26 protein-coding genes and 1 pseudogene are annotated in these 25586 nt (G+C 69.9%); 16 read left to right on the top strand and 11 right to left on the bottom strand.

Annotated elements, in window-relative coordinates; all coding sequences use genetic code 11:
* Positions 1-21: 21 nt before the first annotated feature.
* From ACGFH8_RS12160 to ACGFH8_RS12145, 4 genes and pseudogenes are all read left to right on the top strand, one after another.
* Positions 22-108, top strand: a pseudogene (locus tag ACGFH8_RS12160) (GtrA family protein); the annotation flags it as partial.
* Between the two features lie 216 nt (positions 109-324).
* On the top strand, positions 325-861 hold the full coding sequence (locus tag ACGFH8_RS12155) for a GtrA family protein (RefSeq protein WP_393367085.1): 537 nt from the start codon (positions 325-327) through the stop codon (positions 859-861).
* A gap of 63 nt (positions 862-924) precedes the next feature.
* Positions 925-1623 carry a GtrA family protein gene (locus ACGFH8_RS12150; protein ID WP_393366395.1) on the top strand — a complete coding sequence of 233 codons (699 nt, stop codon included), beginning with the start codon at positions 925-927 and terminating at the stop codon, positions 1621-1623.
* Entirely contained in the window at positions 1620-2360 is a 741-nt protein-coding gene (locus tag ACGFH8_RS12145; RefSeq protein ID WP_393366393.1) for a MaoC/PaaZ C-terminal domain-containing protein, read from the top strand. Before ACGFH8_RS12150 ends, ACGFH8_RS12145 begins: the two co-directional genes overlap by 4 nt.
* A 53-nt stretch (positions 2361-2413) precedes the next feature.
* Here the strand turns inward: ACGFH8_RS12145 and ACGFH8_RS12140 are convergent, their stop codons facing one another.
* Together ACGFH8_RS12140 and ACGFH8_RS12135 are read right to left on the bottom strand one after the other, a co-directional pair.
* The gene (locus ACGFH8_RS12140) at positions 2414-2986 is read right to left on the bottom strand and encodes a PH domain-containing protein (protein ID WP_393366391.1); all 573 of its coding nucleotides are present in this window, start codon (positions 2984-2986) and stop codon (positions 2414-2416) included.
* Positions 2987-3158: 172 nt separating this feature from the next.
* Positions 3159-4034 carry a biotin--[acetyl-CoA-carboxylase] ligase gene (locus ACGFH8_RS12135; RefSeq protein WP_393366389.1) on the bottom strand — a complete coding sequence of 292 codons (876 nt, stop codon included), beginning with the start codon at positions 4032-4034 and terminating at the stop codon, positions 3159-3161.
* A gap of 84 nt (positions 4035-4118) precedes the next feature.
* Between ACGFH8_RS12135 and ACGFH8_RS12130 the strand changes: the two genes are divergently transcribed.
* Positions 4119-5702, top strand: coding sequence for an acyl-CoA carboxylase subunit beta (locus ACGFH8_RS12130; RefSeq protein WP_393366388.1), 1584 nt, complete (start codon positions 4119-4121; stop codon positions 5700-5702).
* Between the two features lie 21 nt (positions 5703-5723).
* Here ACGFH8_RS12130 and ACGFH8_RS12125 read toward each other — a convergent pair whose 3' ends face one another.
* The 4 genes from ACGFH8_RS12125 to ACGFH8_RS12110 all read right to left on the bottom strand — a co-directional run bounded on the left by ACGFH8_RS12125 (position 5724) and on the right by ACGFH8_RS12110 (position 8888).
* Entirely contained in the window at positions 5724-6584 is an 861-nt protein-coding gene (locus ACGFH8_RS12125; RefSeq protein ID WP_393366386.1) for a hypothetical protein, read from the bottom strand.
* Positions 6577-7077 (bottom strand): sigma factor-like helix-turn-helix DNA-binding protein, encoded by a 501-nt coding sequence (locus ACGFH8_RS12120; protein WP_393366384.1) that lies wholly within the window; start codon positions 7075-7077, stop codon positions 6577-6579. The genes ACGFH8_RS12125 and ACGFH8_RS12120 overlap by 8 nt, the downstream gene beginning before the upstream one ends.
* Before the next feature lie 62 nt (positions 7078-7139).
* Entirely contained in the window at positions 7140-8123 is a 984-nt protein-coding gene (locus ACGFH8_RS12115; RefSeq protein WP_393366382.1) for a ketopantoate reductase family protein, read from the bottom strand.
* A gap of 21 nt (positions 8124-8144) precedes the next feature.
* Positions 8145-8888 (bottom strand): M50 family metallopeptidase, encoded by a 744-nt coding sequence (locus ACGFH8_RS12110; RefSeq protein WP_393366380.1) that lies wholly within the window; start codon positions 8886-8888, stop codon positions 8145-8147.
* 101 nt (positions 8889-8989) lie between these two features.
* Between ACGFH8_RS12110 and ACGFH8_RS12105 the strand changes: the two genes are divergently transcribed.
* Together ACGFH8_RS12105 and ACGFH8_RS12100 are read left to right on the top strand one after the other, a co-directional pair.
* The gene (locus ACGFH8_RS12105; RefSeq protein ID WP_393366379.1) at positions 8990-9541 is read left to right on the top strand and encodes a Uma2 family endonuclease; all 552 of its coding nucleotides are present in this window, start codon (positions 8990-8992) and stop codon (positions 9539-9541) included.
* A 126-nt stretch (positions 9542-9667) separates the two neighbouring features.
* Positions 9668-10420: a GH25 family lysozyme gene (locus ACGFH8_RS12100; protein ID WP_393366377.1), complete on the top strand. Its 753-nt coding sequence runs from the start codon at positions 9668-9670 to the stop codon at positions 10418-10420.
* 81 nt (positions 10421-10501) lie between these two features.
* Here ACGFH8_RS12100 and ACGFH8_RS12095 read toward each other — a convergent pair whose 3' ends face one another.
* Positions 10502-10735: a hypothetical protein gene (locus ACGFH8_RS12095; protein WP_393366375.1), complete on the bottom strand. Its 234-nt coding sequence runs from the start codon at positions 10733-10735 to the stop codon at positions 10502-10504.
* Between the two features lie 87 nt (positions 10736-10822).
* Entirely contained in the window at positions 10823-12844 is a 2022-nt protein-coding gene (locus ACGFH8_RS12090) for a protein kinase (RefSeq protein ID WP_393366373.1), read from the bottom strand.
* A gap of 90 nt (positions 12845-12934) precedes the next feature.
* On the opposite strand from ACGFH8_RS12090, the gene ACGFH8_RS12085 reads away from it, so the two are divergent.
* The 5 genes from ACGFH8_RS12085 to ACGFH8_RS12065 all read left to right on the top strand — a co-directional run bounded on the left by ACGFH8_RS12085 (position 12935) and on the right by ACGFH8_RS12065 (position 17689).
* Positions 12935-13129, top strand: a complete 195-nt coding sequence (locus ACGFH8_RS12085; RefSeq protein WP_393366371.1) for an acyl-CoA carboxylase subunit epsilon — start codon at positions 12935-12937, stop codon at positions 13127-13129.
* 87 nt (positions 13130-13216) lie between these two features.
* Positions 13217-13675 carry a hypothetical protein gene (locus ACGFH8_RS12080; RefSeq protein ID WP_393366369.1) on the top strand — a complete coding sequence of 153 codons (459 nt, stop codon included), beginning with the start codon at positions 13217-13219 and terminating at the stop codon, positions 13673-13675.
* A 1372-nt stretch (positions 13676-15047) separates the two neighbouring features.
* A complete protein-coding gene (mycP, locus tag ACGFH8_RS12075; protein WP_393366367.1) occupies positions 15048-16172 on the top strand; it encodes a type VII secretion-associated serine protease mycosin in 1125 nt (374 codons plus the stop codon).
* 198 nt (positions 16173-16370) lie between these two features.
* On the top strand, positions 16371-17039 hold the full coding sequence (locus ACGFH8_RS12070; RefSeq protein ID WP_393366365.1) for a Maf family protein: 669 nt from the start codon (positions 16371-16373) through the stop codon (positions 17037-17039).
* Positions 17036-17689: an O-methyltransferase gene (locus ACGFH8_RS12065; RefSeq protein WP_393366364.1), complete on the top strand. Its 654-nt coding sequence runs from the start codon at positions 17036-17038 to the stop codon at positions 17687-17689. Before ACGFH8_RS12070 ends, ACGFH8_RS12065 begins: the two co-directional genes overlap by 4 nt.
* Positions 17690-17831: 142 nt before the next feature.
* On the opposite strand, the gene ACGFH8_RS12060 is transcribed toward ACGFH8_RS12065, so the two are convergent.
* From ACGFH8_RS12060 to ACGFH8_RS12050, 3 genes are all read right to left on the bottom strand, one after another.
* Entirely contained in the window at positions 17832-18587 is a 756-nt protein-coding gene (locus ACGFH8_RS12060; RefSeq protein WP_393366362.1) for an ABC transporter permease, read from the bottom strand.
* 17 nt (positions 18588-18604) lie between these two features.
* Positions 18605-19564, bottom strand: coding sequence for an ATP-binding cassette domain-containing protein (locus ACGFH8_RS12055; protein WP_393366360.1), 960 nt, complete (start codon positions 19562-19564; stop codon positions 18605-18607).
* A gap of 122 nt (positions 19565-19686) precedes the next feature.
* Entirely contained in the window at positions 19687-20301 is a 615-nt protein-coding gene (locus tag ACGFH8_RS12050) for a PadR family transcriptional regulator (RefSeq protein ID WP_393367084.1), read from the bottom strand.
* Between the two features lie 139 nt (positions 20302-20440).
* Between ACGFH8_RS12050 and ACGFH8_RS12045 the strand changes: the two genes are divergently transcribed.
* From ACGFH8_RS12045 to ACGFH8_RS12030, 4 genes are all read left to right on the top strand, one after another.
* A complete protein-coding gene (locus ACGFH8_RS12045) occupies positions 20441-22192 on the top strand; it encodes an acetyl/propionyl/methylcrotonyl-CoA carboxylase subunit alpha (RefSeq protein ID WP_393366358.1) in 1752 nt (583 codons plus the stop codon).
* Positions 22193-22290: 98 nt separating this feature from the next.
* Positions 22291-23730 (top strand): GuaB1 family IMP dehydrogenase-related protein, encoded by a 1440-nt coding sequence (locus ACGFH8_RS12040; RefSeq protein WP_393366356.1) that lies wholly within the window; start codon positions 22291-22293, stop codon positions 23728-23730.
* A gap of 227 nt (positions 23731-23957) precedes the next feature.
* Positions 23958-24572, top strand: a complete 615-nt coding sequence (locus tag ACGFH8_RS12035) for an RNA polymerase sigma factor (protein ID WP_393366354.1) — start codon at positions 23958-23960, stop codon at positions 24570-24572.
* A complete protein-coding gene (locus tag ACGFH8_RS12030; protein WP_393366352.1) occupies positions 24565-25503 on the top strand; it encodes a CU044_5270 family protein in 939 nt (312 codons plus the stop codon). Before ACGFH8_RS12035 ends, ACGFH8_RS12030 begins: the two co-directional genes overlap by 8 nt.
* Positions 25504-25586 lie beyond the last annotated feature (83 nt).

Genomic DNA, 25586 nt, shown 5'->3' with positions numbered 1-25586 from the left:
TCCGAGTCAGTGGGACAGGTTGTGAAGAACTGCACAAGCTACGGCCACGCTGCGGCATCACGATCTGATACCCGCTTTCCCGCGCAGTTTCACGCAAATCTTGTTGTGCGCCCCGGCGGACGCTTGTCGCGGTGGGGCCGTGGACCTGCCCCGCCGACCGGTGCGTGGATTCCCGTTCCGAGGCGCGTCAGTCCTCCCATTTGGTTACGCTGCGTACGACGGTTTCGCACACGGTGATCAGTAGCGACGGGCGACCACGCCCGCTTGCCGTAGCTACCCCGCTGACTGGTCCAGAGCCGGTAGGCTGCCTTCGTGGCCGCCACGATGACCGGGGAACAACCGGGTCCCCGGCAGACCCGACGGGGTCTCGTCGGCATACTCCTCGACCGCTTCGGTCACCTGATCCGCGAGATGGGCAAATTCGCCACGGTGGGTGGTTTCGCCTTCCTCGTCGACTTCACGCTCTTCAACTACCTGTTGAGTCAGCAGGACGTCGAACAGGTGACGGCGAAGACGATCTCGACAGTGATCGCGGCCTCCGTCGCCTTCGTGGGCAACCGGTTCTGGACCTGGCGGCACCGCCAGCGCAACAACGCGGCCCGCGAGTACGCGCTGTTCTTCTTCTTCAACGCGGTCGGTCTCGGCATCACGGTGGCCTGCCTCGCGCTCAGCCACTACGGGCTGGGAGCCATCTGGCCGGCGGTGTTCCAGACCCGCCTGGCGGACAACCTCGCCAGCTACATCGTCGGCACGGGCTTCGCCACGCTGTTTCGATTCTGGTCGTACCGGCGGTTCGTCTTCGTCGAAGCGGGAACCCCGACCCTTCCGCAGGTGGATCCCGACCGTGATCACGGGGCGTGACCTGCCGCCCACCTCGTTCGGCCGGTGATCGCCGGCCGCACCGACTGCCCTAAGGTGTTTCGCATGCGTCTTGTCCGCCTGCTGCCTGAGCGCTGGCAGAAGTTCATCCACGAGGCGCTCAAGTTCGGCATCGTCGGTGGCATCAACACCGTCATCAATTACGCGGTGTTCAACGCCCTTGCACTGACCGTTTTCGTCAATGGTCAGTTGAAGGCGACGGTGATTGCGACCGTCGTCGCCACGATCACGTCGTACTTCATGAATCGGCACTGGACGTACCGGGATCGCCCGAAATCGGCGATGCGCCGGGAGTACGTCCTGTTCTTCCTGTTCAACGGGGCTGGCCTGATCATCGAGTTGGGTGCCGTGGCGGCGGCCAAGTACGGCCTCGGCGTCCACGGCCTGCTGGCACTGAACGTGGCCAAGACCGCGGGCGTCCTGCTGGCCACGCTGTTCCGGTTCTGGTCGTACCGGACCTTCGTCTTCCAGCCCGTCACCGATGACGACGAGGCGAAGACCGAGCCCACCTGGCACGACATTCCACGCGACGAGTGGGACACCATGGCGGAGATGGACCCGGTCGCCGAGCTGGCCGAATCCGTCTCGGAGCTGGAGGAGGCGGAGGCCGCGCGACGCGCCGAACCACCGCCCGGCGCGCCGCCCCAGGGCCGCCCCCGGTTGAGCGTCAGCCCCGCCGCGGACCTGGACGCGGAACTCGCCGCGGAGTTGCAGGTCAGCACTCGCCGCGCTCCCCGCCGGTGACGACGCCCGACGCTCGCTCCGGCACCGGGCAACCCGCCGAGCTGTTCTTCGAGGATCTTGTCCCGGGGCTCACCGTCGACCTCGGTGTGGTCACCGTGGACGGCGACGAGATGGTCGCCTTCGCCCGCCGTTTCGACCCGCAGTGGTACCACGTCGATGCCGACCTGGCCGGTGCCAGCCGGCACGGCGGACTGATCGCCAGCGGGTTCTACACGGTCAGCCTGTTCATGCGCGCGTACGTCGACCACCTGCTGTCCCGGGCGGCCGCGGACGCGTCCCCCGGCCTGGAAGAGCTGCGCTGGCTCGCCCCCGTGCGCGCCGGCGACCGGCTCGCCGTCCGGGTCGACGTGATGGGCGCCCGACCGTCGACCGCCCGCCCGGGGCTCGGCACCGTCAGCCTCACCGGCACCATGCTGCGTCTCGGCCCGGACGACCGGCCCGAGCAGGAGGTGCTGCGGACCCGCTTCCGTGGCTGGTTCGCCGTCCGACCGACCGAGGCCGAACCGACCGAGGCCGGCCCAGGCGGGGCCGAACCGACCGAGACCGGCCCAGGCGGGGCCGGCCCAGGCGGGGTCGAAGCGACCGAGGCCGAACCGACCGAGGCGCGCCCGACCGGGGCTGACCCGACCGGGAGCGGATCGTCCGACGCCGGCCAGCCGGCGGGTGGTCCGCCCGACGCCGGCTCGGCCGAGATCAGCCCCGGAGACGGCCCGTCGCGGGCCGAACCGACCGACTGACCCCGCCTCGACGGACTGCGGCCGAGGCGGGCCCCGACCGCAGTCGACCCGGATCAGGTCGTGGTGTCCCGCAGCGGCTTGCCGTCCTGCATGTCGGCGAGCATGTCGCGCATCTCGCCATCGCCCAGCGAGTGCTTGTCGTGCTGTGCCTCGACCAACTCGTACAGGGTGGTCTGCACCTTTCCGACGTCCGGCACGTCGGCAAGCACCGACTGACCGCGTTCACCTGCCGACTCGATGGTGAGCGTGCCGCAGCCGAGCAGGCGCTCGACGAACCGCTGGTTCATCGAGTGGTCGTTGACCCGGGCGAGCGGGAGGTCCCGCCGGTCGCGGGAGAAGACACCCTGCTGTAGCAGGACTCGCTCGTTTGTGAACAGGTAGTGCGTGGTGCGCCAGACCAGGAACGGCCACAGCCCGAGCCAGAGCACCCCGACCATGGCGATCACTCCGATCACGGCCAGCGCGACCGAACCGCCACCACCCTCGGGCAGCAGGAGCACACCGACCACCACCGCGGCGATGGCCAGCACCAGCACCAGGATCGGCCGGATCAGCGCCTTCCAGTGCGGGTGCAGATGGAGCACGACATGCTCGTCCGCGGTGAGCACGTCTTCAGGAAACGCCACGACAACCTCCATCGCCATTTTCGGGACGCGCCGACGGTAAACCCCACAAGCCCCACGCCGACATCCGCCACGCGGCCCCCACCGCTCTCCGCGATCTTGCACTCTCGGTCGTCGTCGCGCGGCGCGCACCCGATCTGGCCCGACCGGCACCGCACGATCGCGGGGAGGGCGGTCAGCGGAGGTGCAGGACGTCCCCGGCGGCCAGGGTGCGCGCTCCGGTAGCTGTCGTGACCATCAGTTGGCCGTCCGGGTCGACTCCGGTGGCGGTGCCGGTGAGAGTCTCGCCGTCGGGGAGCAGGACGCGTACCTCACGGTCGATCGTCGCGCACGCCGCCAGGTAGGCGTCGCGCAGGCCGCTGGCCACCGCGTCGCCACCCGCCGAGCGCCACCTGTCGTACCAGTCGGCGACCGCCCGCAGCAGCGCCCGCAACAGCGGGTCCCGGTCTGTCGCCGTGGCACCGGCCAACTGCAACGAGGTGGCCGGCAGCCCGGTCGGATTCACCGGCAGCTCGTCGGCGCGCAGCGTCACGTTGAGCCCGATGCCCAGCACGATGGCCGGCGGTTGGTCCGGTGAACGTCCGGGCACCGCCTCGGCCAACACACCCGCGCACTTCGCGCCGTCGATCAGCAGGTCGTTGGGCCACTTCAGGGTGGCGTCCAGCTCGGCCAGCCGGGCCACCGCCTCGACCAGCGCCACGCCGGCCAGCAACGGCAGCCACCCGTACCCGGTGGGTGGCGCGGGCCGCCAGTCGCGGTCCGGCACGGCCACACCGGGCCGCAGCAGCACGCTTGTCGCGATGCCGGCCCGGGGTGGCGACTGCCAGACCCGGCCGCGCCGGCCACGCCCGGCGGTCTGCCGCTCGGCCACCACGACCAGACCCTCGGGTTCGCCGGCCCGGGCCGCCTCGGCCACGTCGGCGTTCGTGGAGCCGGTCTCGGCGCGCAGTTCCAGTCGGGCCCACGGCCCGTTCGGCGCGACCAGCGCGCGGCGCAACCGGGCCGCCGACAGCGGCGGGCGGTCCAGATCGGTGTACGGGGAGCCCGACATTCCGCCAGCCTACGGCGGTGGTGGCGTCGACACTGAGGGGTACTGCACAGCGGCACCGACCTGAACCATCGTTATATTCCCTGGGTGACTACCGAGACCGGGACCAACATCCACAGCACCGCGGGCAAGCTGGCGGACCTGGAGCGCCGGGTCGACGAGGCGGTGCACGCCGGGTCGGCCCGCGCGGTCGAGAAGCAGCACGCGCGCGGCAAGAAGACCGCCCGTGAGCGGATCGACATGCTGCTCGACGAGGGTTCCTTCGTCGAACTCGACGAGCTGGCCCGGCACCGGTCCACGGCCTTCGGGCTGGAGCGCAACCGCCCGTACGGCGACGGTGTGGTCACCGGCTACGGCACTGTCGACGGCCGGCAGGTGTGCGTGTTCGCGCAGGACTTCACGGTCTTCGGTGGTTCGCTCGGCGAGGTCTTCGGCGAGAAGATCGTCAAGGTGATGGATCTGGCCATGAAGATCGGCTGCCCGGTGGTCGGCATCAACGACTCCGGCGGCGCCCGCATCCAGGAGGGTGTGGTCTCGCTCGGCCTCTACGGCGAGATCTTCTTCCGCAACGTGCGGGCCTCCGGCGTGATCCCGCAGATCTCCCTGGTCGTGGGGCCCTGTGCGGGCGGCGCGGTCTACTCCCCGGCGGTCACCGACTTCACCGTGATGGTCGACCAGACCTCGCACATGTTCATCACCGGACCGGACGTGATCAAGACGGTGACCGGCGAGGACGTCGGCATGGAGGAGCTGGGCGGGGCCCGCACGCACAACACCCGCAGCGGCAACGCGCACTACCTCGCCAGCGACGAAGACGACGCGGTCGACTACGTCAAGGCGCTGCTGTCGTACCTGCCGTCGAACAACCTCGACGAGCCAGTGGTCTTCGACGCACCGGCTTCGTTGGAGATCAGCGACGAGGACCGGCAGTTGGACACGCTGATCCCGGACTCGGCCAACCAGCCGTACGACATCCACCGGGTGATCGAGCACGTCCTCGACGACGGGGAGTTCCTGGAGGTCCAGCCGCTCTACGCGCAGAACATCGTGGTCGGCTACGGCCGGGTGGAGGGCCGCCCGGTGGGCGTCGTCGCCAACCAGCCGATGCACTTCGCCGGCACCCTGGACATCGCCGCCTCGGAGAAGGCCGCCCGGTTCGTGCGCACCTGCGACGCGTTCAACATCCCGGTGCTGACCTTCGTGGACGTGCCCGGCTTCCTGCCCGGCACCGGCCAGGAGTGGGACGGCATCATCCGCCGGGGCGCCAAGCTCATCTACGCGTACGCCGAGGCCACCGTCCCCAAGGTCACCGTGATCACCCGCAAGGCGTACGGCGGGGCGTACGACGTGATGGGTTCCAAGCACCTGGGCGCGGACCTGAACTTCGCGTGGCCGACCGCCCAGATCGCGGTGATGGGCGCACAGGGCGCGGTGAACATCCTCTACCGCTCCGAGCTGGCCGGCGCGGAGGACCCGGCGGCGGTCCGCGCCGAGAAGATCGCCGAGTACGAGGACACCCTGGCCAACCCGTACGTGGCCGCCGAGCGCGGCTACATCGACTCGGTGATCGCCCCGCACGAGACGCGCACCCAGATCGTCCGGGCGCTGCGCGTGCTGCGTACCAAGCGGGAGACCCTGCCGCCGAAGAAGCACGGCAACATCCCGCTCTGAGGCCGCTCCGCGGACCGGGGGTCAGCAGGACGGGTTGGCGGCGGCGCACATCCGGGCCGCCGCCGCCACGGCGAGCCGCACGAGGTCCGCCTCGGTGCCCCCCGCCCAGGGGCGGAGCACCGAGACGGTGTCGCCGACCCGGACGACCGCCACCAGAATGGGCGACGGATCGTCGGCGAGCGGCTGCCCGGTCTGGACGTCCCGGGGGGCGGTGAGCGAGTCCCGCAGGATGGCGGCGTCGTCCCCGGCGAAGCCCCGCTGCACCACCGCCCACCGGTGGACCGCCTCCATCGTGCGGATGCCCTCCGCCGTCTTCACCTGCCCGACGCTGCGCCACTCGGCGCAGGGTGCGACCAACTCGTCCAGTTCGGCGAAGAGCTGCGTGGCCGCTTCGGGCACCATTCGGAAGAGATCCTGCGTCAACACGCCCTTGCTTTGCGTGGCAACGCTCGGAGACTGCGTGTGCACCAGGGTCTGCGAGCGGGACAGGATGGACATCTTCCGGCCGTCCGAGCGCCCCTGGCTCGTCCGGCAGTAGTCGAGCTGGTGATCCAGTTGGACCGGCTCACCGAGCCCGGAGTCGCTGAGCTGCACCTCGACCTGCTGCGACAGCTCGGCTGGCGGCAACAGAGCGTCGGTGGTGATCTCGTGCCGGGTCGGCGCGGCCGAGGGCGCGGCGGCCGGCAGGGCCGGCGACGGCGACTTCCTCGGCGCGGCGACCGCCACCGCGGAGAGCCCGGCAAACGCCAGCACGACGGTGGCCACCACGATCCTGCGCTGGCTGCGACGGCGGGCCCGGGAGCGGATCTCCTCCGGGGCCGGCCACCGGACATCCCGCAGGTCACTGTGGATCTGCTCGACGAACGGCAGGTCATCACGCATCGGTGGCCTCCTCCAGATCAGAGACGGCGAGCAGACCGGCGAGCGCGGCGCGCCCCCGGGAGAGGCGGGCCTTGACGGTGCCCACCGGGGCCGCGGTTTCCCGCGCCACGTCGGCGACCGGCATGCCGACCAGGTAGTAGAGGGCGATGGCGACGCGTTGCTCCTCGGGCAGCCGGCGCATGGCGGCGACCACCTCGACGGTGTCGGTGCCCGGGCCGGGAACGGTCTCGGTGGCCCCGTGCCGCAGGTACGCGCGGGCACGACTGCGCAGGCTGCGCCACCGGCTGACCGCGACCCGGCTGGCCACCACCCGCACCCACGCCTCCGGGTCGTCGTACCCCCGGACCGTCGACCAGCGCTGCCACGCCCGGATGTACGCCTCCTGCACGGCGTCCTGAGCCTCGACCCGGTCGCCGGTCAGGGCATAGACGAACCCGAGCAGCCGTTGCCGGCTCCCCGTGTAGAACTCGTCGAACCCGTCGCTGTCCGGCACCCGCTACCTCCCCGTGTCGGTCGCAGGGAACACGCGCCGGGTCGGGTCGTCGGTTGCCGAGATCAGGGAATCATCTTCTCCAGTTCGGCGAGCGGGAACCCGCCGGCCCCGATCCGCTCCCGGACCGCCCGGCGGACAGCCCGCTGGACCGCGACGTTCACCGGCGTCGGTACGCCGTGCAGCCGGCCGAGCAGCGCGATCTCACCGTTGAGGTGGTCGACCTCGGTCGAACCGGTGCCCCGGGCCAGACTCTGCCAGGTGGAGCCACCGGAACGGGCCGCACCGTCGACCGGGCGCTGCTGCACCAGGTCACCGCGTTCGGCCTTCTCCTCCGCCGGCGAGGTGTGCGCGATCCCGGCGGCGGCGAGCGCGGCGACGCCCTCGGCGCGTACCCGCTCGACAAACACGTCCGGGATGTCCCGGCCGAGCAACGCCTGGAGACCGTTGCCGAGATTGCTGAGCAGCTTGCCGTACTTCCAGCGCAGCACGTCCGCACGGACCGGCGCGACGAACCCGGCGGCGCTCAGATCGGCGGCGATCGCCCGGTCGGTGTCGTCGGCGCCCTCCGGGTATCGCCCGATGTGGAGCATCCCCGGATGTGGGTAGCCGTTCGCCACCACCACGCCCGGGTCCAGGTGGGTGGCCGGCAGCCAGACGCAGACCGGGTGCACGTCGGCGAAGAGCCGCAGCGCGGCCCGCTCGTTCGCCACACCGTTCTGCGCGGTCACCAGCGGCAGCCGCTCGCCCGCCGTGCCACCGCCGGCCACCGGCGCGTCCACCCAGGCGGCCAGCGCTCCGGCGGTGTCCTGCGACTTGACGGTGAGGATCAGCACCGTGTCCGCCGGCAGCGGCTGGTCGTCCGGCCCGTCCACGGCGGCGAGCCGGGCGGTGACCTCGCCGTCGGGCTGCCGCAGGGTCAACCCGCGCGCCCGGATCGCAGCCAGGTGTGCACCACGGGCAACCACTGTCACGTCCCGATCGGCCTGGGCCAGCCGTACGCCGATGGTCCCACCGACCGCACCCGCCCCGATGATCACGTATCGCATGGCCTCATTCTGCCCGCTGGATCAGACCGTGAGGCCGGCGCTGGTGAGGATGGGGCCGGTCAGCAGGAGGGCACCGGCGACCAGGGCGGCCAGGTTGACCAGGGCGAAGAAGGCCACCCAGAAGAGCGGCGGGAACGGGGTGAGCCCGGCGAGCTGGTCGGCGTCGGAGGCGGGCATCCGGCCCCGCGACCGCAGCCGTTGCAGCTCCACCACAGGTCGCACCCCGCCGAGCAGCAGGAACCACACCCCGACGTACGCGAACGCGGCCTGCACCTGCGGCGTGGCGTACCACGAGACGGCGAACACAAGTGCGCCGGTGACCAGCAGCGACACCACCCCGAAGACGTTGCGGATCATGACGAGCATGGCCAGCAGCAGCACCACGGCCACCCAGAGCAGCAGGGTGATCCGGTTGCCGCCGAGCAGCCAGGCACCGGCGAGCCCGACCAGCGGCGGGGCGACATATCCGGCGAGCAGGGTGAGGATCATGCCCGGCCCGGTGGGACGGCCGGCGGAGAGCGTGAGCCCCGACGTGTCCGAGTGCAGCCGGATGCCGCGCAGCTTGCGGCCGGTGAGCAGGGCGACAATCGCGTGCCCACCCTCGTGGGCGATGGTGATGGCGTTGCGGGCGATCCGCCACGGCAGCCGGGTGGACACCACCACAAGCGCGACGGCAGCGGTGATCAGCACCAGCAGCGGGGGCGGGTCCGGCTGAGCGCCGAACAGCGTGTCCCACATCTCGCCCAGCCCGTCGATCGACATCATGGGGCGCGAGCCTACCGGCGGCGTTCCGTGTCGCTTCCGGAGCACCGACTCGTATCCTGGGAGACTGATCGGGTGGCGAGTCGAGCGGGAGGTGAACGCGGGTGAGCGCAGCGCCCCTGGAGCCGCACATCGGCCTGTGGACCGAGGCCGACTACTTCGCCTTGGGCGAAACGCCTAACCGGATCGAACTGCTCGACGGGAGCCTTCTGGTGAGCCCTGCCCCGAGCCGACGGCACCAGCGGGTGTCGCGCCGACTGGCGAACAGCATCGAAGCAGCGGCAGACCTCCACGGCCTGTCGGTCTACGACGCGATAAACGTCCGGCTCGGCATCGATCGAGTCGTCATTCCGGACCTCGTTGTGACCGATGTCGACGACGATGGCACTTTCCTCGACCCCGACCGGGTGGTGCTCGTCGGCGAAATCGTCTCGCCCGGCAACGCCGCCGCCGACCGGCTGGTCACGATGCAGCTCTACGCCATCGCGCGAATCCCCTGGTACCTGCTGGTCGAGCAGGACGGCGACGGTCACTCGCTGCGGCTCTACCGGCTCGACGGTGGGCACTACGTCGAGGACCAGGTGGCCAAGCCCGGCGAGACGTTGACCGTCGCCGAGCCGTTCCGCTGGCAGCTCGACCCGGCCACTCTGGGCTGATTCGTTCCGCTCCGGTCACCTGTGCGACCGACGCTCGTCGATGAAGCTTTTTTCAGTCACCCTTGTGATCTAGGGCACTTACCTCCAAAGATGGTTGTCGATAGAGCGACGTCCTTGGAGGCACTCATGGCCCGTACCTCGTCATCGCTGCGCCGCGCGTTCGCGGCCGGCCTCACCGTCCTCGCCACCGCGGCGGCGGCCCTGGTCGCGACCGCCGGACCGGCGGCCGCCGCCACCACACCCGGCATCGACGTGTCCCGCTACCAGGGCAGCATCAACTGGACAAGCGTCCGCAACGCGGGCATCCAGTTCGCCTTCATCAAGGCAACCGAGGGCACCACCTTCAAGGACCCGAACTTCAACGCCAACTACGTCAACTCGTACAACGCCGGGGTGATCCGCGGGGCGTACCACTTCGCCCGGCCCAACATCTCCGCCGGCTCGACCCAGGCCAACTACCTGGCCTCCAACGGCGGCGCCTGGTCGGCGGACAGTCGCACCCTGCCGGCGGCGCTGGACATCGAGGCCAACCCGTACAGCGGCGGCTACTGCTACGGGCTCAGCACGACCGGAATGCGCAACTGGGTGCAGGACTTCCTGAACACCTACCGGTCCCGCACCGGCCGGTACGCCGTCATCTACACCACCACGAGCTGGTGGAACCAGTGCACCGGAAGCTGGACCGGCCCGTGGGCGAACCACCCGCTCTGGCTGGCCCGCTGGTCGAGCGCTCCCGGCACCCTGCCGGCCGGCGCGCCGGTGTGGAGTTTCTGGCAGTACACGAGCACCGGCGTCGTCTCCGGGATCAGCGGCAACGTGGACCGCAACTACTGGAACGGTGACCGCAGTCGACTGATCGCGCTGGCCAACAACACCTGATCGGGCCGTTGGCGGCAGCGGGATCGACGGTCACCACACGGTTGACAATCGGTCCGGCTGCCGCCACCCACCGGGTACGGGTCAGACCCGCCGTCGGCTCAACACCGGCACCATCACCGGAGCATCCTCGCGGACCAGCGCGTCCCGCCGGCTGAGTCGCCGGACGCCCACCGCACCAGCGGTGATGGCAACGACGCCGAACAGCGCGACGAGTACCGGAAGACCAACGCTGATCAGCAGCAGTGCCACATCGCCGAGTGCGACGAGCATCCACAGTGCCAGCCGGGGCCGGGCGTTCCTGTATCGGTAACCCATGTCGCACCTCCCTCCGTCGTTGGAGATCAGATACCCCGAACGACGCAAGAACATGCGAGACAGGTTCGCGCAGGTGCGGAACGCCTGTCAGTTGATCCGATCGGGCTTGAAGCCCTTGACGATCTGGTCGAAGTTGGCGAGGTTGGCCTGCCAGTCCTTCTCCGCGATCTCCCATCGGATGGCGTAACCCCGGTTGGTGGCGGTTACGAAGCCCCGGTTGCGCACGTGGATGCGGGTGCCGTCCCGGGTCTCCAGCCACTCCCAGTCGGCGCAGGTCCGGTACCAGTCGCAGCCCTTGATGCTGCCCACCAACTGGTAGTTCTTGACCAGGCTCTTGCGGTACGGTTCCTGCTCCTTCCAGTCGGCGACCGCGTCCTTCTCCGGGGTGGGGGTCCACTGGACCAGCAACTTGCCAGGCCCGCCGGACTGGTTGAAGACGAAGGTGTCCTTGCTGGTCTGACGGCCGCTCCAGCCGGGTGGAAGCGGGATGGAGAAGATCGGCCCCTCGTGCAGCTTCCAGCCCGCCGGCAGCGCGTTCGGGTCGGTCGACGGCGTGGCCGAGGGCGACGCACTCGGTGCGCCCGTGGTGGGCGGAGGCGCCGCCGGAGCCGAGGACTGCGCCGGCGCCGACGTCGCGGCCGCACCGGTCGTCGGGCCGGCCTGCGGGGTCTCGTCGTCGTCGCCCTTGGTGAGCATCGGCACGATCACCACGAGGCCGATCAGCAGCAGGGCCACAAGCGCCCCGATCAGCACGTTGCGGCGAGTGTTGTTCGGCTTCGTGCCGTCCGACGGCGGGACCGCCGCACGCCCGGCCGGGCTCAGCGGCGGCATGAGCGACGTCGGCGTCGTCGGCTTGCGCTGCTCCGGCGCCACCGGCGGGCCGTCGACCACAGTCGGTTCGTCGTCGATGGTCGCCGTGCTGTCGCCGGTGTGCGTCGTACCGTCGCCGCTCGTGTCGGGTGCGGCCGTGACCTTCGCGGTCGGGTCGGCATCGGACGGGCGGTCGATCGTGGCGGTCGGCTCGGCCGGGACCGCCGCCGTCGGGTCGGCTGGCACCGGTGCGGTCGGGTCGGAGTGCTCGCCGGAGGGAACGACTGTCGTCGGCGTGGCATCGGCGGCGGGACTCGCAGCTGCGACAACCGAGGTCGCGGCGGCGGCCGGCGGCGGCGACACCGGCCGGTCGGCACTCTCGGCCGGCCGCGGGGCGGGGACGTGCGGCGGGCGCGGCTCGCGCGGGCCGTTCGGCCCCGGCCGGCGTACGCCATCCAGCAGCGAGATCCCGCGCGCACGCTTGCCACCGGCGCGGCGCAACAGGCGTTCCGCCACCTCGGCGGTGATCCGCTCGTGCGGATCCTTACGGAGCAGGCCGTTGAGCACGGCCTTGAGCGGACCGGCGTTCTTCGGCGGCGGAATCGGCTCGGTCGCCAGCGCCGCGAGGGTGCCGATCGCCGACGGCCGCGCGTACGGCGACTTGCCCTCGACCGCCGCGTAGAGCGTCGCGCCCAACGACCACAGGTCCGCCTCCGGGCCGGCGGTGCCGTCTCGGGCCCGCTCCGGCGAGATGTACGCGGGTGAGCCCAGCACCATCCCGGTGCGGGTCACGTTGGGGTCGCCCGGGATAGTGGCGAGACCGAAGTCGGTCAGCACCACCCGGCCGTCCTCGCCCAGCAGCACGTTGCCGGGCTTGACGTCGCGGTGCATGACGCCCGCCTTGTGCGCGGCACTGAGCGCGCCCAGCACGCCGAGACCGATCTCCACAGTGCGGGCCACCGACACGGGGCCGTCCTCGGCGAGAGTGTCCTGCAACGACCTCGACGCCACGTACTCCATGACGATCCACGGATCACCATCGGTGCGCAGCACGTCGAAGATGCGGACGACGTTCGCGTGGTTGAGCCGGGCGATGGCCCGCGCCTCCCGCAGGGAGCGCTCGCGCATCTCCCGGCGCTCCTCGTCGGTGAGACCCGGCGGCGGCACCAGTTCCTTGATGGCGACGTCCCGGTGCAGCACCTCGTCGCGCGCCTTCCACACCCTGCCCATGCCACCCTGGCCGAGCGGCGTCAGAAGCCGGTATCGGTCAGCGACAAGTTGGGGAAGCGCGTTCGACATCGCTGAGACGGTACCCGGACCCGCCGACGCTCACACCGCCGGCACGCCACTGTGCGCTTCCCGCAACTTCGCGCCGCGTACCCTGGCGTCATGTCTGCCGAAGAGCCGCTGTTCCGGGTCGTCCGGGGCGTGCCCACCGCGGAGGAGTTGGCCGCCCTGGTAGGGGCGATCATCGTGCGAACCCGCCCCGCCGCCGCGCCCACGCCGACGACCACGTCCGTCTGGGCGCGCAGCGCTCGGCCGGTCAGTCCCGGTGGGTGGCGCACCGCCGGCCTGCCTCGCTGACCCGACCCTCCGGCGGGGGCTGCCAGGGGCGCGTGCAGCCGTTACCCTCACTCAGGGAGACGGTGTCGTGACAGCTAGGGAGGACCCGTGATCCCCGAAGAGGACCGGCCAGCGCCCTGGCTGCGCGGCTACGGCGGCATCGAGGCCGACATCAGCCAGCTCAGAGAGTTCGCCGACCGGCTCGCCGCCGAGGTCGAGAGCAACTACGCGCCGCACCTTCCATACATCGCCGAGGACATGTCCGCGCGGCTGCCCAACCCGTGCGACGCCTTCGTCGAGTTGGTCACGTTCCTGCACGCGCACCACGAGACGCAACAGGCCACCGCCGACATGGTCTACGCCGTCCGCGGCGCCACCGGCCACCTGGCCGCCGCCGCCGACCAGGTCGCCACCAGATACGCCGACAGCGACGCCTTCACCGCCGCCCGCGTGGTGGACGTGCGACAGGCCCTCGCCGACCCGACCAGCATGCTGCCCGGCGGCCCGACACCCATGCTGACCGACCCGACCGGCCCCGACGCCGAAGGGCCGGTGGTGCTGCCATGATCGAACGGGGCACCGGCCGCACCTCCGGCCTCACCGACTGGCAACTGATGGACGTCAACAGCATGTGGGCCTGCCTCCAGGACCACGAGACCGACAACCACTGGAAGCAGGTCGCCGGCTGGCGCAAGGTCTGCGACCTGGCGCAGACCCACCTCAGCCGCCTCCAGGAATACCGGCGCGGGCTCGCCGAGGCGTGGCCACCCGAAACCAGCGCCGCCTCCAGCACCTACCTGGCCGAACTCGACGAGCTGATCGACAAGGTGCAGCGCACCCACAACGCCGCCGCCGCGAACTACACCGCACTCTCCGCCGCCACCCAGGCCATCGGCACCACCCGCGCCGCGCTCCGCAAGATCCACGAGGAGTACGCGACCAAGTCCCAACAGAAGCAGGCGTTCGAGTCGATGGCCGCCGACCCGAAGGCGGTGATGGGCAATCGGGTTACGAAAGCGCCGGTCACCGACGCGGACCTGGAGCGGCTCAACACTCAGGCACGAGCGGCGATGTTCAGCCTCAGCGGCGAACTCCAACAAGCCCAAGCAACCCTCCAAAAACCACCCGTGGTGCCCTCCTTTCGCGTTGACGAGAAGGTCACTGCTACCACAGCAGAAACAGCTCCAATAATCCCTCCCATTATTGCGACCCCCCTTCGGCCAACAGGGCAAATTTCACCAATAGGCCACCCGTCGAGTAACCGCCGAACCGAGCGAGTGCCAAATGCAACCGGAATAGGGCCTGTACTTGGCGGGTCAAGCACAGTGACCACGCCAGCCCAGGACTTGCCGCGGCCTCAGCAGTTACCGCATACCAACCAGCCCAGCCCAGGGATGCCAGCCAACCTTGGTCACATAACCGCCGGGCCGCGAGTCGTTGGACCGTCGGCTGATAAACGGGGAGCGACTGATCGGCCGAAGCCCTCGGAGTCTAGAGGGATTGGGACTACTCCAATGGCGACACCCAAGCCAATGCCGCCAAGCGGACTCATTGGCGGAGCACCGGGACTAGGCGTCGGCCAACCGAGCAATGGGTCGCCTTCCCCGCGTCGCGTCAATCCCATTGGGGGGGTCATCGGAGGTGGCAGCGCTGGCACAGCACCAACCGGAGGGGCGGGATCACGGCCTAGTGCTCCGCGGGCACTCGGCGGCGGGAGTGGGGCAACACCTCTTGGCGGCGCTCCTGGAAATGGGGCCAATTGGACCAGCAGCGGCGCCCCTACGCGACCTGGCCGACGGAATCCCAATGATGGCGACGTAAAACCCACGCGATGGGACGCAGATTTTCCTTGGAAAACAGAGGAAGGAGTTCCCCCAGTGGTACTTCCTCCTGACGATGACGGCCCAATCGATCCTGGCCCGGCCCTCGGCCTTCCCCGGTGAGATCACAAATCAGCATCGCGCTCCTCGCGGTTCTGAGCGTTTCGGGCGGGGCCTTAGCGCCCAACTTTCACCTGCCTGGCGAATATGCAAATCCGAGGCAATGGCATTTAAGCTCTCTGAAAGTTGCGGAGGCGCACAAGGTCAGCCAGGGCTATGGCATTAAGGTTGCACTTCCTGACAGCGGCGTCGATCAACATCCGGATCTGAATGGCAGCCTTCTTGCGGGAATTGACGTAATTCCGGGGGGTAGCAGCGATGGCCTAACCGATAAAGATGGCCACGGCACGGGAATGGCCGGCCTTATCGCTGCCCACGGCGAGGGCGAATCGGGCACCCTCGGCATCGCTCCTCAGGCTAAGATCCTGCCAATCTACTGCTCTTCACCTGACAATAAAGACGACTCGGAATCATTAACGGCCGCCATTGAATATGCCATCAGCAGTGGGGCCGACGTTATTAGTATTTCAATTTCGGGCGGCGCAAACTCTCGTCTACAACAAGCAATCAGGATGGCATCACAGTCTGATATCGTAGTTGTTGCTGCCGCCGGAAATGCGCCTTGGAACCAGGCAGTCGGCTATCCCGCACGCTATCCAGAGGTGATCGCTGTCGGCGGGGTCGATCGAGATGGGAATCGCGCTGCTATCTCCGTTACCGGCCCTGAGATTGACGTGGTTGCGCCAGCTGTCGATATCTACAGCACGAGCATCGATGGCAAGTACCGCAAGGGCACTGGAACCTCTGACGCCACGGCGATTGTGGCGGGGGCGGCGGCGTTGATTCGGTCCAAGTACCCGTACCTGCCGGCGCGGGAGGTGGCGCACCGGCTGACGGCAACGGCGATCGACAAGGGCCCGCCTGGGCGTGACGACGAGTACGGCTATGGCGTGATCGATCTGGTGGCGGCGCTGACGGCGGACGTACCGCCGCTGGGGTTTGAATCTGTGAGCGCGCCGGCCGGTGCTGGCCCGACGACGACCGATGCTCAGCCGGGTGACGGTGGCGCGACGGCGCGTGGCCTGGCCACCCTTGGGGTGATCTTGGCTGTGGGGGTTGGGTGGGCGGTGGTGGCGCGGCGGCGTCGGCGCGGGGATGACCCGCCGCCCAGGATTAGTCGCTGATCGGTCCGCGATGTGGCGATCGACTCGGGTTCCTTGATGTTGCGGTGTCCGAGGCGGTGGGATACCGCGGTTTCAGCATCGGCGAGTTGATCAGGCTGGGCGCTCGGTCGACGGAGGTCGAGCACGCCCGGGACGACGTCGGGACGGGTGCGTGGCGGGAGGTCGTTGTGGGGATGGTTGACCGGTAACGTCGGGTGGGTGTCTGAGACCCTGCCGCTCCGCCTCGTGCTCGCCTCAGCGAGCCCTGCCCGTCGTAAGTCCCTCCAGGCTGCCGGAATTGAGCCGGATGTGCTGGTCAGTGGGGTGGACGAGTCGTTGGTGGTGACCGAGCGGGCTGAGGAGTTGTGCCTGGAGTTGGCGCGCCTCAAGGCGCAGGCGGTGTTGACCCGGCTGAGTCCGGACGCCGGCCAGCGGACGTTGGTGATCGGCTGTGACTCCGTGCTCGCCTTCGACGGGGAGATCCTCGGCAAGCCCACGGACGCGGCGGACGCCACCGGGCGTTGGCTGCGGATGCGGGGGCGCAGCGGCGTCCTGCACAGCGGGCACTGCCTGATCGATGTTTCCGCCGGGCGGCGCGCGGAGGCGGTCGCCTCGACCACTGTCCACTTCGCGGACATCAGTGATGACGAGATCGCCGCGTACGTGGCGAGTGGTGAGCCGCTGGCGGTGGCCGGCGCGTTCACGATCGACGGGTTGGGTGGGCCGTTCGTGGAGCGGATCGAGGGTGACCCGGGGACTGTGGTGGGGTTGTCGATGCCGCTGCTGCGCCGTCTCCTCGCGGAACTCGACCTACAGATCACCGACCTGTGGACGAAGGTCGCGCCGGGAGGCCAGTCGGTCGAGCCACTCGGTAACGTCCGGTCATGACCACCAAGTCGATCCCGCTGACTGACGAGCTGCACTCCTACCTGGTCGCCCACGGCTCCCCGCCGGACGAAATCATTCGTGACCTGGCCGAGGAGACCCGGTCGGTGCTGCCGGAGCACGCCACCATGCAGGTGGCACCGGAGCAGGCCGCCTTTCTGACGTTTCTGACACGGCTGCTCGACGTACGGCAGGCCGTCGAGGTCGGCACGTTCACCGGGCTCTCGTCGCTGGCGATCGCCCGCGGGTTGCCCGAGGGCGGGCGGCTGACCTGCTTCGACATCTCCGAGGAGTTCACCGGCATCGCCCGGCGTTACTGGGAGCGGGCCGGCGTGCAGGACCGGATCGAGCTGCGCATCGGCCCGGCCGGGGAGACATTGCGGGAGTTGCCGCACGAGCGCTACCTGGACTTCGCGTTCATCGACGCCGACAAGACGGGCTACCCGGTCTACTGGGCTGAGTTGGTGCCCCGGATGCGGCCCGGTGGCGTGATCGCTGTCGACAACGTCCTGCGCGGCGGACGGATCGTGGCGCCGCAGAACGAGGGCGACCGGGCGATCGCCGCCTTCAATGATGAGGTGTTGGCCGACGTACGGGTGGACCCGGTGATGCTGCCGATCGCGGACGGCCTCACCCTCGCCCGGGTGCGTTGACCGGCGACGCCCGTCGGTCACACTGATCGACTCGGGTTCCTGGAAGTCGCGGCATCCTCACCGGTAGGACACCCCGACTTCCAGTAACCCGAGTCGATCAAGCCACGACCATGCGCCGATCACGCCGGGCCGGCAGCTCGCGTCAGCGGACGCTGCGGGCGAACTGGCGAGCGGCCCAGTAGACGCCAAGCGCGGCGAGCACCGTGGTGATGCCGAGGCCCTGCCAGACCTTGTCGCTGGCCAGGTCGCCGGCGAACAGCGCCCGGGTGCCGTCGACCGCCCAGGAGAACGGGTTCCAGTTGGCGATGCCCTGCAACCAGCCGGGCGCGAAGGTGAGCGGCAGCAGGATGCCGGACAGCAACAGCACCGGCTGCGCCACCGTGTTCATCAGGGGAGCCAGCGCGTCCTCGCTCTTGACCTTGAGGGCGACGCCGTAGGAGACGGCCGAGGTCATGAGGGCGATCAGGGCGAGCATCAGGTACGCCAGCAGCAGGTCCCCGATGAACACCCGCAGGTCGAACAGGAGCGCCAGCAGGGTGATGATGATCGCCTGCACGACGAGCGACACGACGTCACGCAGCGAGCGGCCGAGCAGCAGGGCGAGCCGGCTGATCGGGGTGACCCGGGAGCGTTCGATGACACCGGCGCGCAGTTCGGCGATCAGGCCGAAGCCCTGGAACAGCCCGCCGAAGATCGCCAGCAGCACCAACAGGCCGGGTACGAAGATCTTGTAGGCGGCGGCCTGGGTGGGCGCGTTCAGTGCCGGCTTGAGCAGCGGGGCGAACAGCAGCAGGTACATGACCGGCTGGAACACGCCGACGAAGACCCAGACCGGGTTGCGCAGCAGGAGTTGGGTCTGGCGTTGGAAGATCAGCCAGGTGTCACGGGCGAATTTCATGAGTGATCTCCGGGTTGTCAGGACTCGCGCAGCGAGCGACCGGTCTTGGTGAGGAAGACGTCGTCCAGGCTGGGTCGGTGCAGCTCGATCGAGCGCAACTCCAGCCCGGCGTGGTCGAGCCTGCGCAGCACCTGCGGAATGGCGATGGCACCCTCGTCGACGTAGAGGCGCAGCCCGCCCTCGTCGATGGCCTCCAGCTTGTTGACGTACGACTCGCCGTCGAGCACCTGGGCGGCCTGCGGGGTGGCGGCCAGGTCGAGACCGACAAGCACCACGTCGCCGGAGATCTCGCGCTTCAACTCGGCCGGGGTGCCCTCGGCCACGACCTCGCCGTTGTCCATGATCGCGATCCGGTCGCAGAGCGCGTCGGCCTCGTCCAGGTAGTGCGTGGTGATGAAGACGGTCATGCCGTCGCCGCGCAGCCGCCGGATCTCGTCCCACATGTGCGCGCGGCTCTGCGGGTCGAGGCCGGTGGTCGGCTCGTCCAGGAAGACGATCTTCGGCTCGTGGATGATGCCGAGCGCGATCTCGACCCGCCGACGCTGGCCGCCGGAGTAGGTCTTGCACGCGCGGTCGGCGTACTCGGTGAGTTGGAAGGCGTCCAGGGCGCGGACGGCGCGCCGCTGCGCGTCGGCCTTGCCGATGCCATACATGCGGGCGTGCAGCACCAGCTCCTCGCGGGCGGTGGACTCGTCCCAGGTGCTGCCGCCCTGCGGGACGTACCCGATCCGGCGGCGCACCTCGGCCGGGTCCTTGCGCAGGTCGGCGCCCGCGATGGTGGCGTCGCCACCGTCCGGCTCGATGAGCGTCGCGAGCATCCGCAGCGTGGTGGTCTTGCCGGCGCCGTTCGGGCCGAGGAAGCCGAAGATCTCGCCCTCGGCGACCTTGAGGTCGACGCCCCGCACGGCGTCCACCGTCTTCGTCTCTCGACCCGCGCGGGAGCGGAACGACTTCCGTAGCCCCCTGGTCTCGATCATTTCTGCTCCTGGTCGTTCGGGCCGGCCGCGCCGGCCGTCGAGTGGGGACGACGCCGGACGGCGCACTCCCCCGCAGTGCCGCCAGCAGGCTAACGCGATATAGCTTTTTTAGTCAACGTTGATTATTCCGCTTGCTTCGGCGGCGCCGACTCCCGACGGTCCCTGAAACCCGACCAACCCTCGGCGCTCTCCAGCTCAGCAGGCAGGTACGACACTCCGGAGTCGATCCGCTCCGCGATCCGCTCACACCACCCCATCTCCGCCTCCGCCCGCGCCGCCCACAGCTCGAACATCCAACCCACGTGCACCGGCTTGCGGTTACGCACCCAGTCCGACTCCAACGAGGCACGCATCGACTCGACACCGGCGCGCAGCAGATTGGCCCGATTGCGCAGGGCCGCCGCGGCCTCGGCGCGCGGCATGGCGGGCAGGAAGGAGAAGGCCACCGCGAAGGGGTCGGACTGTTCGCCGAGGTTCCACCAGAGGTTGCGCAGCAGCGTCTCGAACTCGTCCTCACCCTTTGCGGTCACCTCGTAGGTGGTCCGAGCCGGGCGGGCTCCGACCTGCTCGGTGGCGACGGCCCGGAGCAGCCCTTCCTCGGTGAGCTTGCGCAACGCGTGGTAGATCGAGCCGGGCTGCACGTTCGCCCACTTGTCGGCGCTCCAGCTCAACAGCTCGCGGCGTACGTCGTAGCCGTGCACGGGCTGCATCCACCGCACCAGACCGAGGATCATCATTCGAGTCGCAGACACCGCACAAGCGTAATAGCCAAGTTTGACTATGGTGCGTGCCGCATTCCACGCTGAGCGATCGTTAGGGTGACCGGGGCGGCCGATACACTCCCCGTCAGTAACCTGCCGGGGAGGAGCCACGAAGGTGCGCAAGGTATTCATCGCCAACCGCGGCGAGATCGCCGTCCGGGTGATCCGTGCGTGCCGCGACGCCGGCCTGGGCAGCGTCGCCGTGTACGCGGACTCCGACCGGGACGCCCTGCACACCACCCTCGCGGACGAGGCGTACGCGCTCGGCGGGGACAGCGCGACCGAGACGTACCTGCGCATCGACAAGCTGCTCGACGTCGCCGCGCGGGCCGGCGCGGACGCCGTACACCCGGGTTATGGCTTTCTGTCCGAGAACGCCGACTTCGCCCAGGCGGTCGTCGACGCCGGGCTGACCTGGATCGGCCCCACCCCGCAGGCGATCCGCGACCTGGGCGACAAGGTGACCGCCCGGCACATCGCCCAGCGCGCCGGCGCTCCGCTGGTCCCCGGCACGCCGGACCCGGTGGCCAGCCCGGACGAGGTGATGGCGTTCGCCGTCGACCACGGCCTGCCGGTCGCCATCAAGGCTGCCTTCGGCGGCGGCGGCCGCGGCCTCAAGGTCGCCCGGACGATGGAGGAGATCCCCCAGCTCTTCGAGTCGGCCACCCGGGAGGCGGTCGCGGCGTTCGGCCGGGGCGAGTGCTTCGTCGAGCGCTACCTGGACCAGCCCCGCCACGTCGAGGCGCAGGTCCTCGCCGACCAGCACGGCAACGTGATCGTGGTGGGCACCCGGGACTGCTCGCTGCAACGTCGCCACCAGAAGCTCGTGGAGGAGGCCCCCGCGCCGTTCCTCACCGACGCCCAGCGGGCACAGATCCACGAGAGTGCCAAGGCGATCTGCCGGGAGGCCGGCTACCACGGCGCCGGCACTGTCGAATACCTGGTCGGCAGGGACGGCACCATCTCCTTCCTGGAGGTCAACACCCGGCTCCAGGTCGAGCACCCGGTCACCGAGGAGACCGCCGGCATCGACCTGGTCCGCGAGCAGTTCCGGATCGCCGACGGCGAGAAGCTGCGCAGCACCGAGGACCCGACGCCGCGCGGGCACGCCATCGAGTTCCGGATCAACGGCGAGGACCCCGGCCGAAACTTCCTGCCCGCGCCGGGCACCGTCACCACGTTGCGCCTGCCCACCGGCCCGGGCGTCCGGGTGGACACCGGCATCTCGGCCGGCGACGTGATCGGCGGCAACTTCGACTCGCTGCTGGCCAAGGTGATCATCACCGGTGAGACGCGCACCGAGGCGCTGGAGCGCGCCCGCCGCGCGCTTGACGAGATGGTCGTCGACGGGATGGCCACCGCGCTGCCGTTCCACCGGCTGGTCGTGCGGGACGAGGCGTTCACCGCCGAACCGTTCACCGTGCACACCCGGTGGATCGAGACGGAGTTCCACAACACCGTGCCGCCGTTCGCCGCCGCCGCCGGCGCCGCCGAGGCGCCGGCCGAGCGCGACACCGTCGTGGTCGAGGTGGGCGGCAAGCGCCTGGAGGTCAGCCTCCCCGCCGGCTTCGGCGGGAGTACGACCACCGCGGCACCCGCCACCCGTAAGCCGGGACGACGCGGCGGCGCGGCCAAGGGGGGCACGCCGGTCAGCGGCGACGCGCTCACCTCACCCATGCAGGGCACCATCGTCAAGATCGCGGTAGCCGACGGCGACACCGTGGCCGAGGGGGACCTGGTGGTGGTGCTGGAGGCGATGAAGATGGAGCAGCCGCTGCACGCCCACAAGTCGGGCACGGTGAGCGGGCTCACCGCCGAGGTCGGCGCGGTGCTCACCGCCGGTGCTCCCATCTGCACCATCGCCTGACGGGCTTTGACCCGGGTCCTGCTACTTCGTCCTGCCGGCGGGGGTGGTTTGCGGCACCGAGGCGGGCGCGGACGGCCCTGGCCGGGAATGATGGCCGGGTGCGGTTCCTTCACGGCGCGGCCCCCGCGCACGACCTGACCTATACCGACGTCTTCATGGCGCCGGCCCGCTCCGACCTGGGCTCCCGGCTCGACGTCGACCTGTCCACCGGTGACGGCACCGGCACCACCATCCCGCTCGTGGTGTCCAACATGACAGCGGTCGCCGGCCGGCGGATGGCCGAGACGGTGGCCCGCCGAGGCGCGATCACGGTGATCCCGCAGGACATCCCGATCGAGGTGGTGGCGAATGTCGTCGCCTGGGTCAAGCAGCGGCACCTGGTCTACGACACGCCCATCACCCTGGGCCCGACGGAGACCGTGGGTGACGCCATCCACCTGCTGCCCAAGCGCTCGCACGCCGCGGTGATCGTGGTCGACGACGCCGGCCGGCCGTTGGGCGTGGTCACCGAGGCCGACACCACGGGAGTGGATCGGTTCGCCCAGCTCCGTCACGTGATGTCCACCGAGCTGCACACCGTCCCGGCGGACGCCGACCCGCGTACCGGCTTCGACCTGCTCTCCGCGGGCCGTCGTCGACTCGCACCGGTGGTGGACGCCGACGGTCGGCTGGTCGGGGTGCTGACCCGCCAGGGCGCGCTGCGCGCCACCCTCTACACGCCGGCCGTGGACGACCGGGGCCGGCTGCGCATCGCGGCGGCCGTCGGGATCAACGGCGACGTGACCGGCAAGGCCGCCGCGCTGCTGGAGGCGGGGGTGGACACGCTTGTCGTGGACACCGCACACGGCCACCAGTCGCGGATGATCTCCGCGCTCCAGGCGGTCCGCAAGCTGGACCCGGGGGTCCCCGTCGCGGCCGGCAACGTGGTCACCGCTGAGGGAGTACGTGACCTCGTCGAGGCGGGTGCGGACATCATCAAGGTCGGCGTCGGGCCGGGCGCGATGTGCACCACCCGGATGATGACCGGCGTGGGTCGGCCGCAGTTCTCCGCCGTACTCGACTGCGCGGCCGCAGCCCGGCAACTGGGCCGGCACGTCTGGGCCGACGGCGGGGTGCGGCACCCCCGGGACGTGGCGCTCGCGCTCGCCGCCGGGGCGTCGAACGTGATGATCGGCTCGTGGTTCGCCGGCACCTACGAGTCTCCCGGCGACCTGTACACCGAGCCGGACGGCCGGCGCTACAAGGAGAGCTTCGGGATGGCCTCGGCTCGGGCCGTCAGTGCCCGTACCGCCGACGACAGCCCGTACGACCGGGCTCGCAAGGCGGTGTTCGAGGAGGGCATCTCCTCGGCTCGGATGTACCTGGACCCGGTCCGACCCGGCGTCGAGGACCTGATCGACGAGATCATCGCCGGTGTTCGCAGCGCCTTCACCTACGCCGGCGCACGAAACCTGACGCAGTTCCACGAGCGGGCGATCGTCGGCGTGCAGAGCGCCGCCGGCTTCACCGAAGGAATGCCCCTGCCCACGAGCTGGTGACCCCGGCCCCGCCTGCGTCACGATGGAGTTGCGCCGCCTTGTTCGACGGGCGGCAAGGGGCGAACCCACCACCATTTTATGAACGACGCCCGGGCGGGCGTGCCGAGGAGCTGCGCGGCGAGCGGCATCGGCCGCCGCCGTGCCGGCGCTGCTCGCGCCGCCCATGAACCGTTTGGCCGCCGGACGCGGATAACAGGTGACCCATCCCGCTCCGCGAAAGGCTTTATATGAAGCACCTGCGGCGAGCAAAAGATGTCGATGTCGGTGCGATGGCGGACGGAGCGATTATCGCCCGGTCCGTGCAGGAACCGGAGATCTTCTCGGTCATCTTCGACCGACACGCGCCGCACATCCATCGTTACCTGGCCCGTCGTCTCGGCGGGCCGGTGGCGGACGACCTGGTTGCTGAGACGTTTCTCGCGGGATTTCGTCGTCGGGATCGATTCGACGTCACCCACGCGAACGCCCGGCCATGGCTGTATGGAATCGCAGCCAACATCGTCAGCCAACACTGGCGCAATGAGGAACGGGAGTACCGGCTACGGCAGGCGTACGTCCCCCCGACGAGCGAGACGGAGCACGCCGACCGGGTCACCAATGTGGTGACCGCGCAATCGCTACGTCGACTCCTTGTGGACGCGTTGGCCGTGCTCTCCGACGGAGACCGCGACGTGTTGCTGCTGGTCGCGTGGGAGGACCTGACCTACGACGAGGTTGCCGCCGCTCTGACGATTCCGGTCGGCACCGTGCGATCACGACTCAACCGAGCCCGCCGGCTGCTCCGTGAGCGGTTGGGCGGCGAACCGGCCGGCACTATCAAGGAGGCACTGCGCAATGGATGAGATGCGGCTGCTCCAGCAACTCGGTGGCGAGACCGGGCTGCCGACGATCGAGCGGTTGGAGCCGGCCCGTACCCGGCTGACGACCGCGATGACCACCCTGGCCTCCGTACCCGTGACGACGGTCGTACTTCCGGCGCCTCCTCGCTCGCGGCAGCCCGTTTGGCGGCTCGTGCTCAGCGGGGTGGCGGCGGCCAGCGTAGCTGCGTCGCTGGCTGCCGTACTGGTCCTTGCCCCGGACCGGCTCGGTGGCAGCACCCCGGCCGCCCGGGCCGATGCGGCCCAGGTTCTCCGGAACGCGGCGGCCGCTGCGCTGGAGCTGCCCGACGTCAATCCCCGGCCACATCAGTTTGTCTACTCACGCAGCCAGCAGGGTCCGGAAATCCGGGAAAGTTGGCAGTCGGTGGACGGAGTCCGGGACGGTCTGATCATCGAGACCGCTACCGGTGGCCGCACGGAGACCATCCTGCCCGGCTGCCGGAACGGAAGGTCCGCGGTGACCAGGGGCAACCAGGTGGTGCCGGGCGAGACCGAGCGGTGCACTCCAACGCCCGCCTACCGTGCCGACATGCCCACCGACGCCGCCGCCATGCGGGCCTTCCTGACGAAGAATCGCAGCGGTGGACCGGGTGACGCCAATGCTGCCGGCAAGGACCTCCTCTACTACCTCGGCGAGGGCTACCTACGCCCCCGATCACGTGCGGCGCTCTACGAGGCGGCGGCGACGACGCCGGGCCTGCGGGCTGTGGAGCACGCCAAGGACGGCGCGGGCCGATCGGGTATCGGGATCACCTGGTCCTCGACGGGCGGCCCGGGACAGATCGTGCTGGTCTTCCATCCCGAGACCTACGCCTTCCTCGGGGTGGGTGGGTCGGCGGGATCGTCGGCCGTGCTGGCTCTCGCCATCGTCGACCGAGTCGGTCAAACACTCTGATCTTGCTCGGACGGGCGGGCGCCTCGGCGCCCGCCCGGTGGCTGCCGGAGCCGATGCCGGGAGCAGAGCGGCTGTCGTTTCTC

Source organism: Micromonospora sp. NPDC049175 (assembly GCF_043197345.1).
Classification (GTDB): domain Bacteria; phylum Actinomycetota; class Actinomycetes; order Mycobacteriales; family Micromonosporaceae; genus Micromonospora.
Note: the sequence above shows the minus strand (reverse complement) of the source record. Positions and strands in the feature narration are given on the sequence as shown.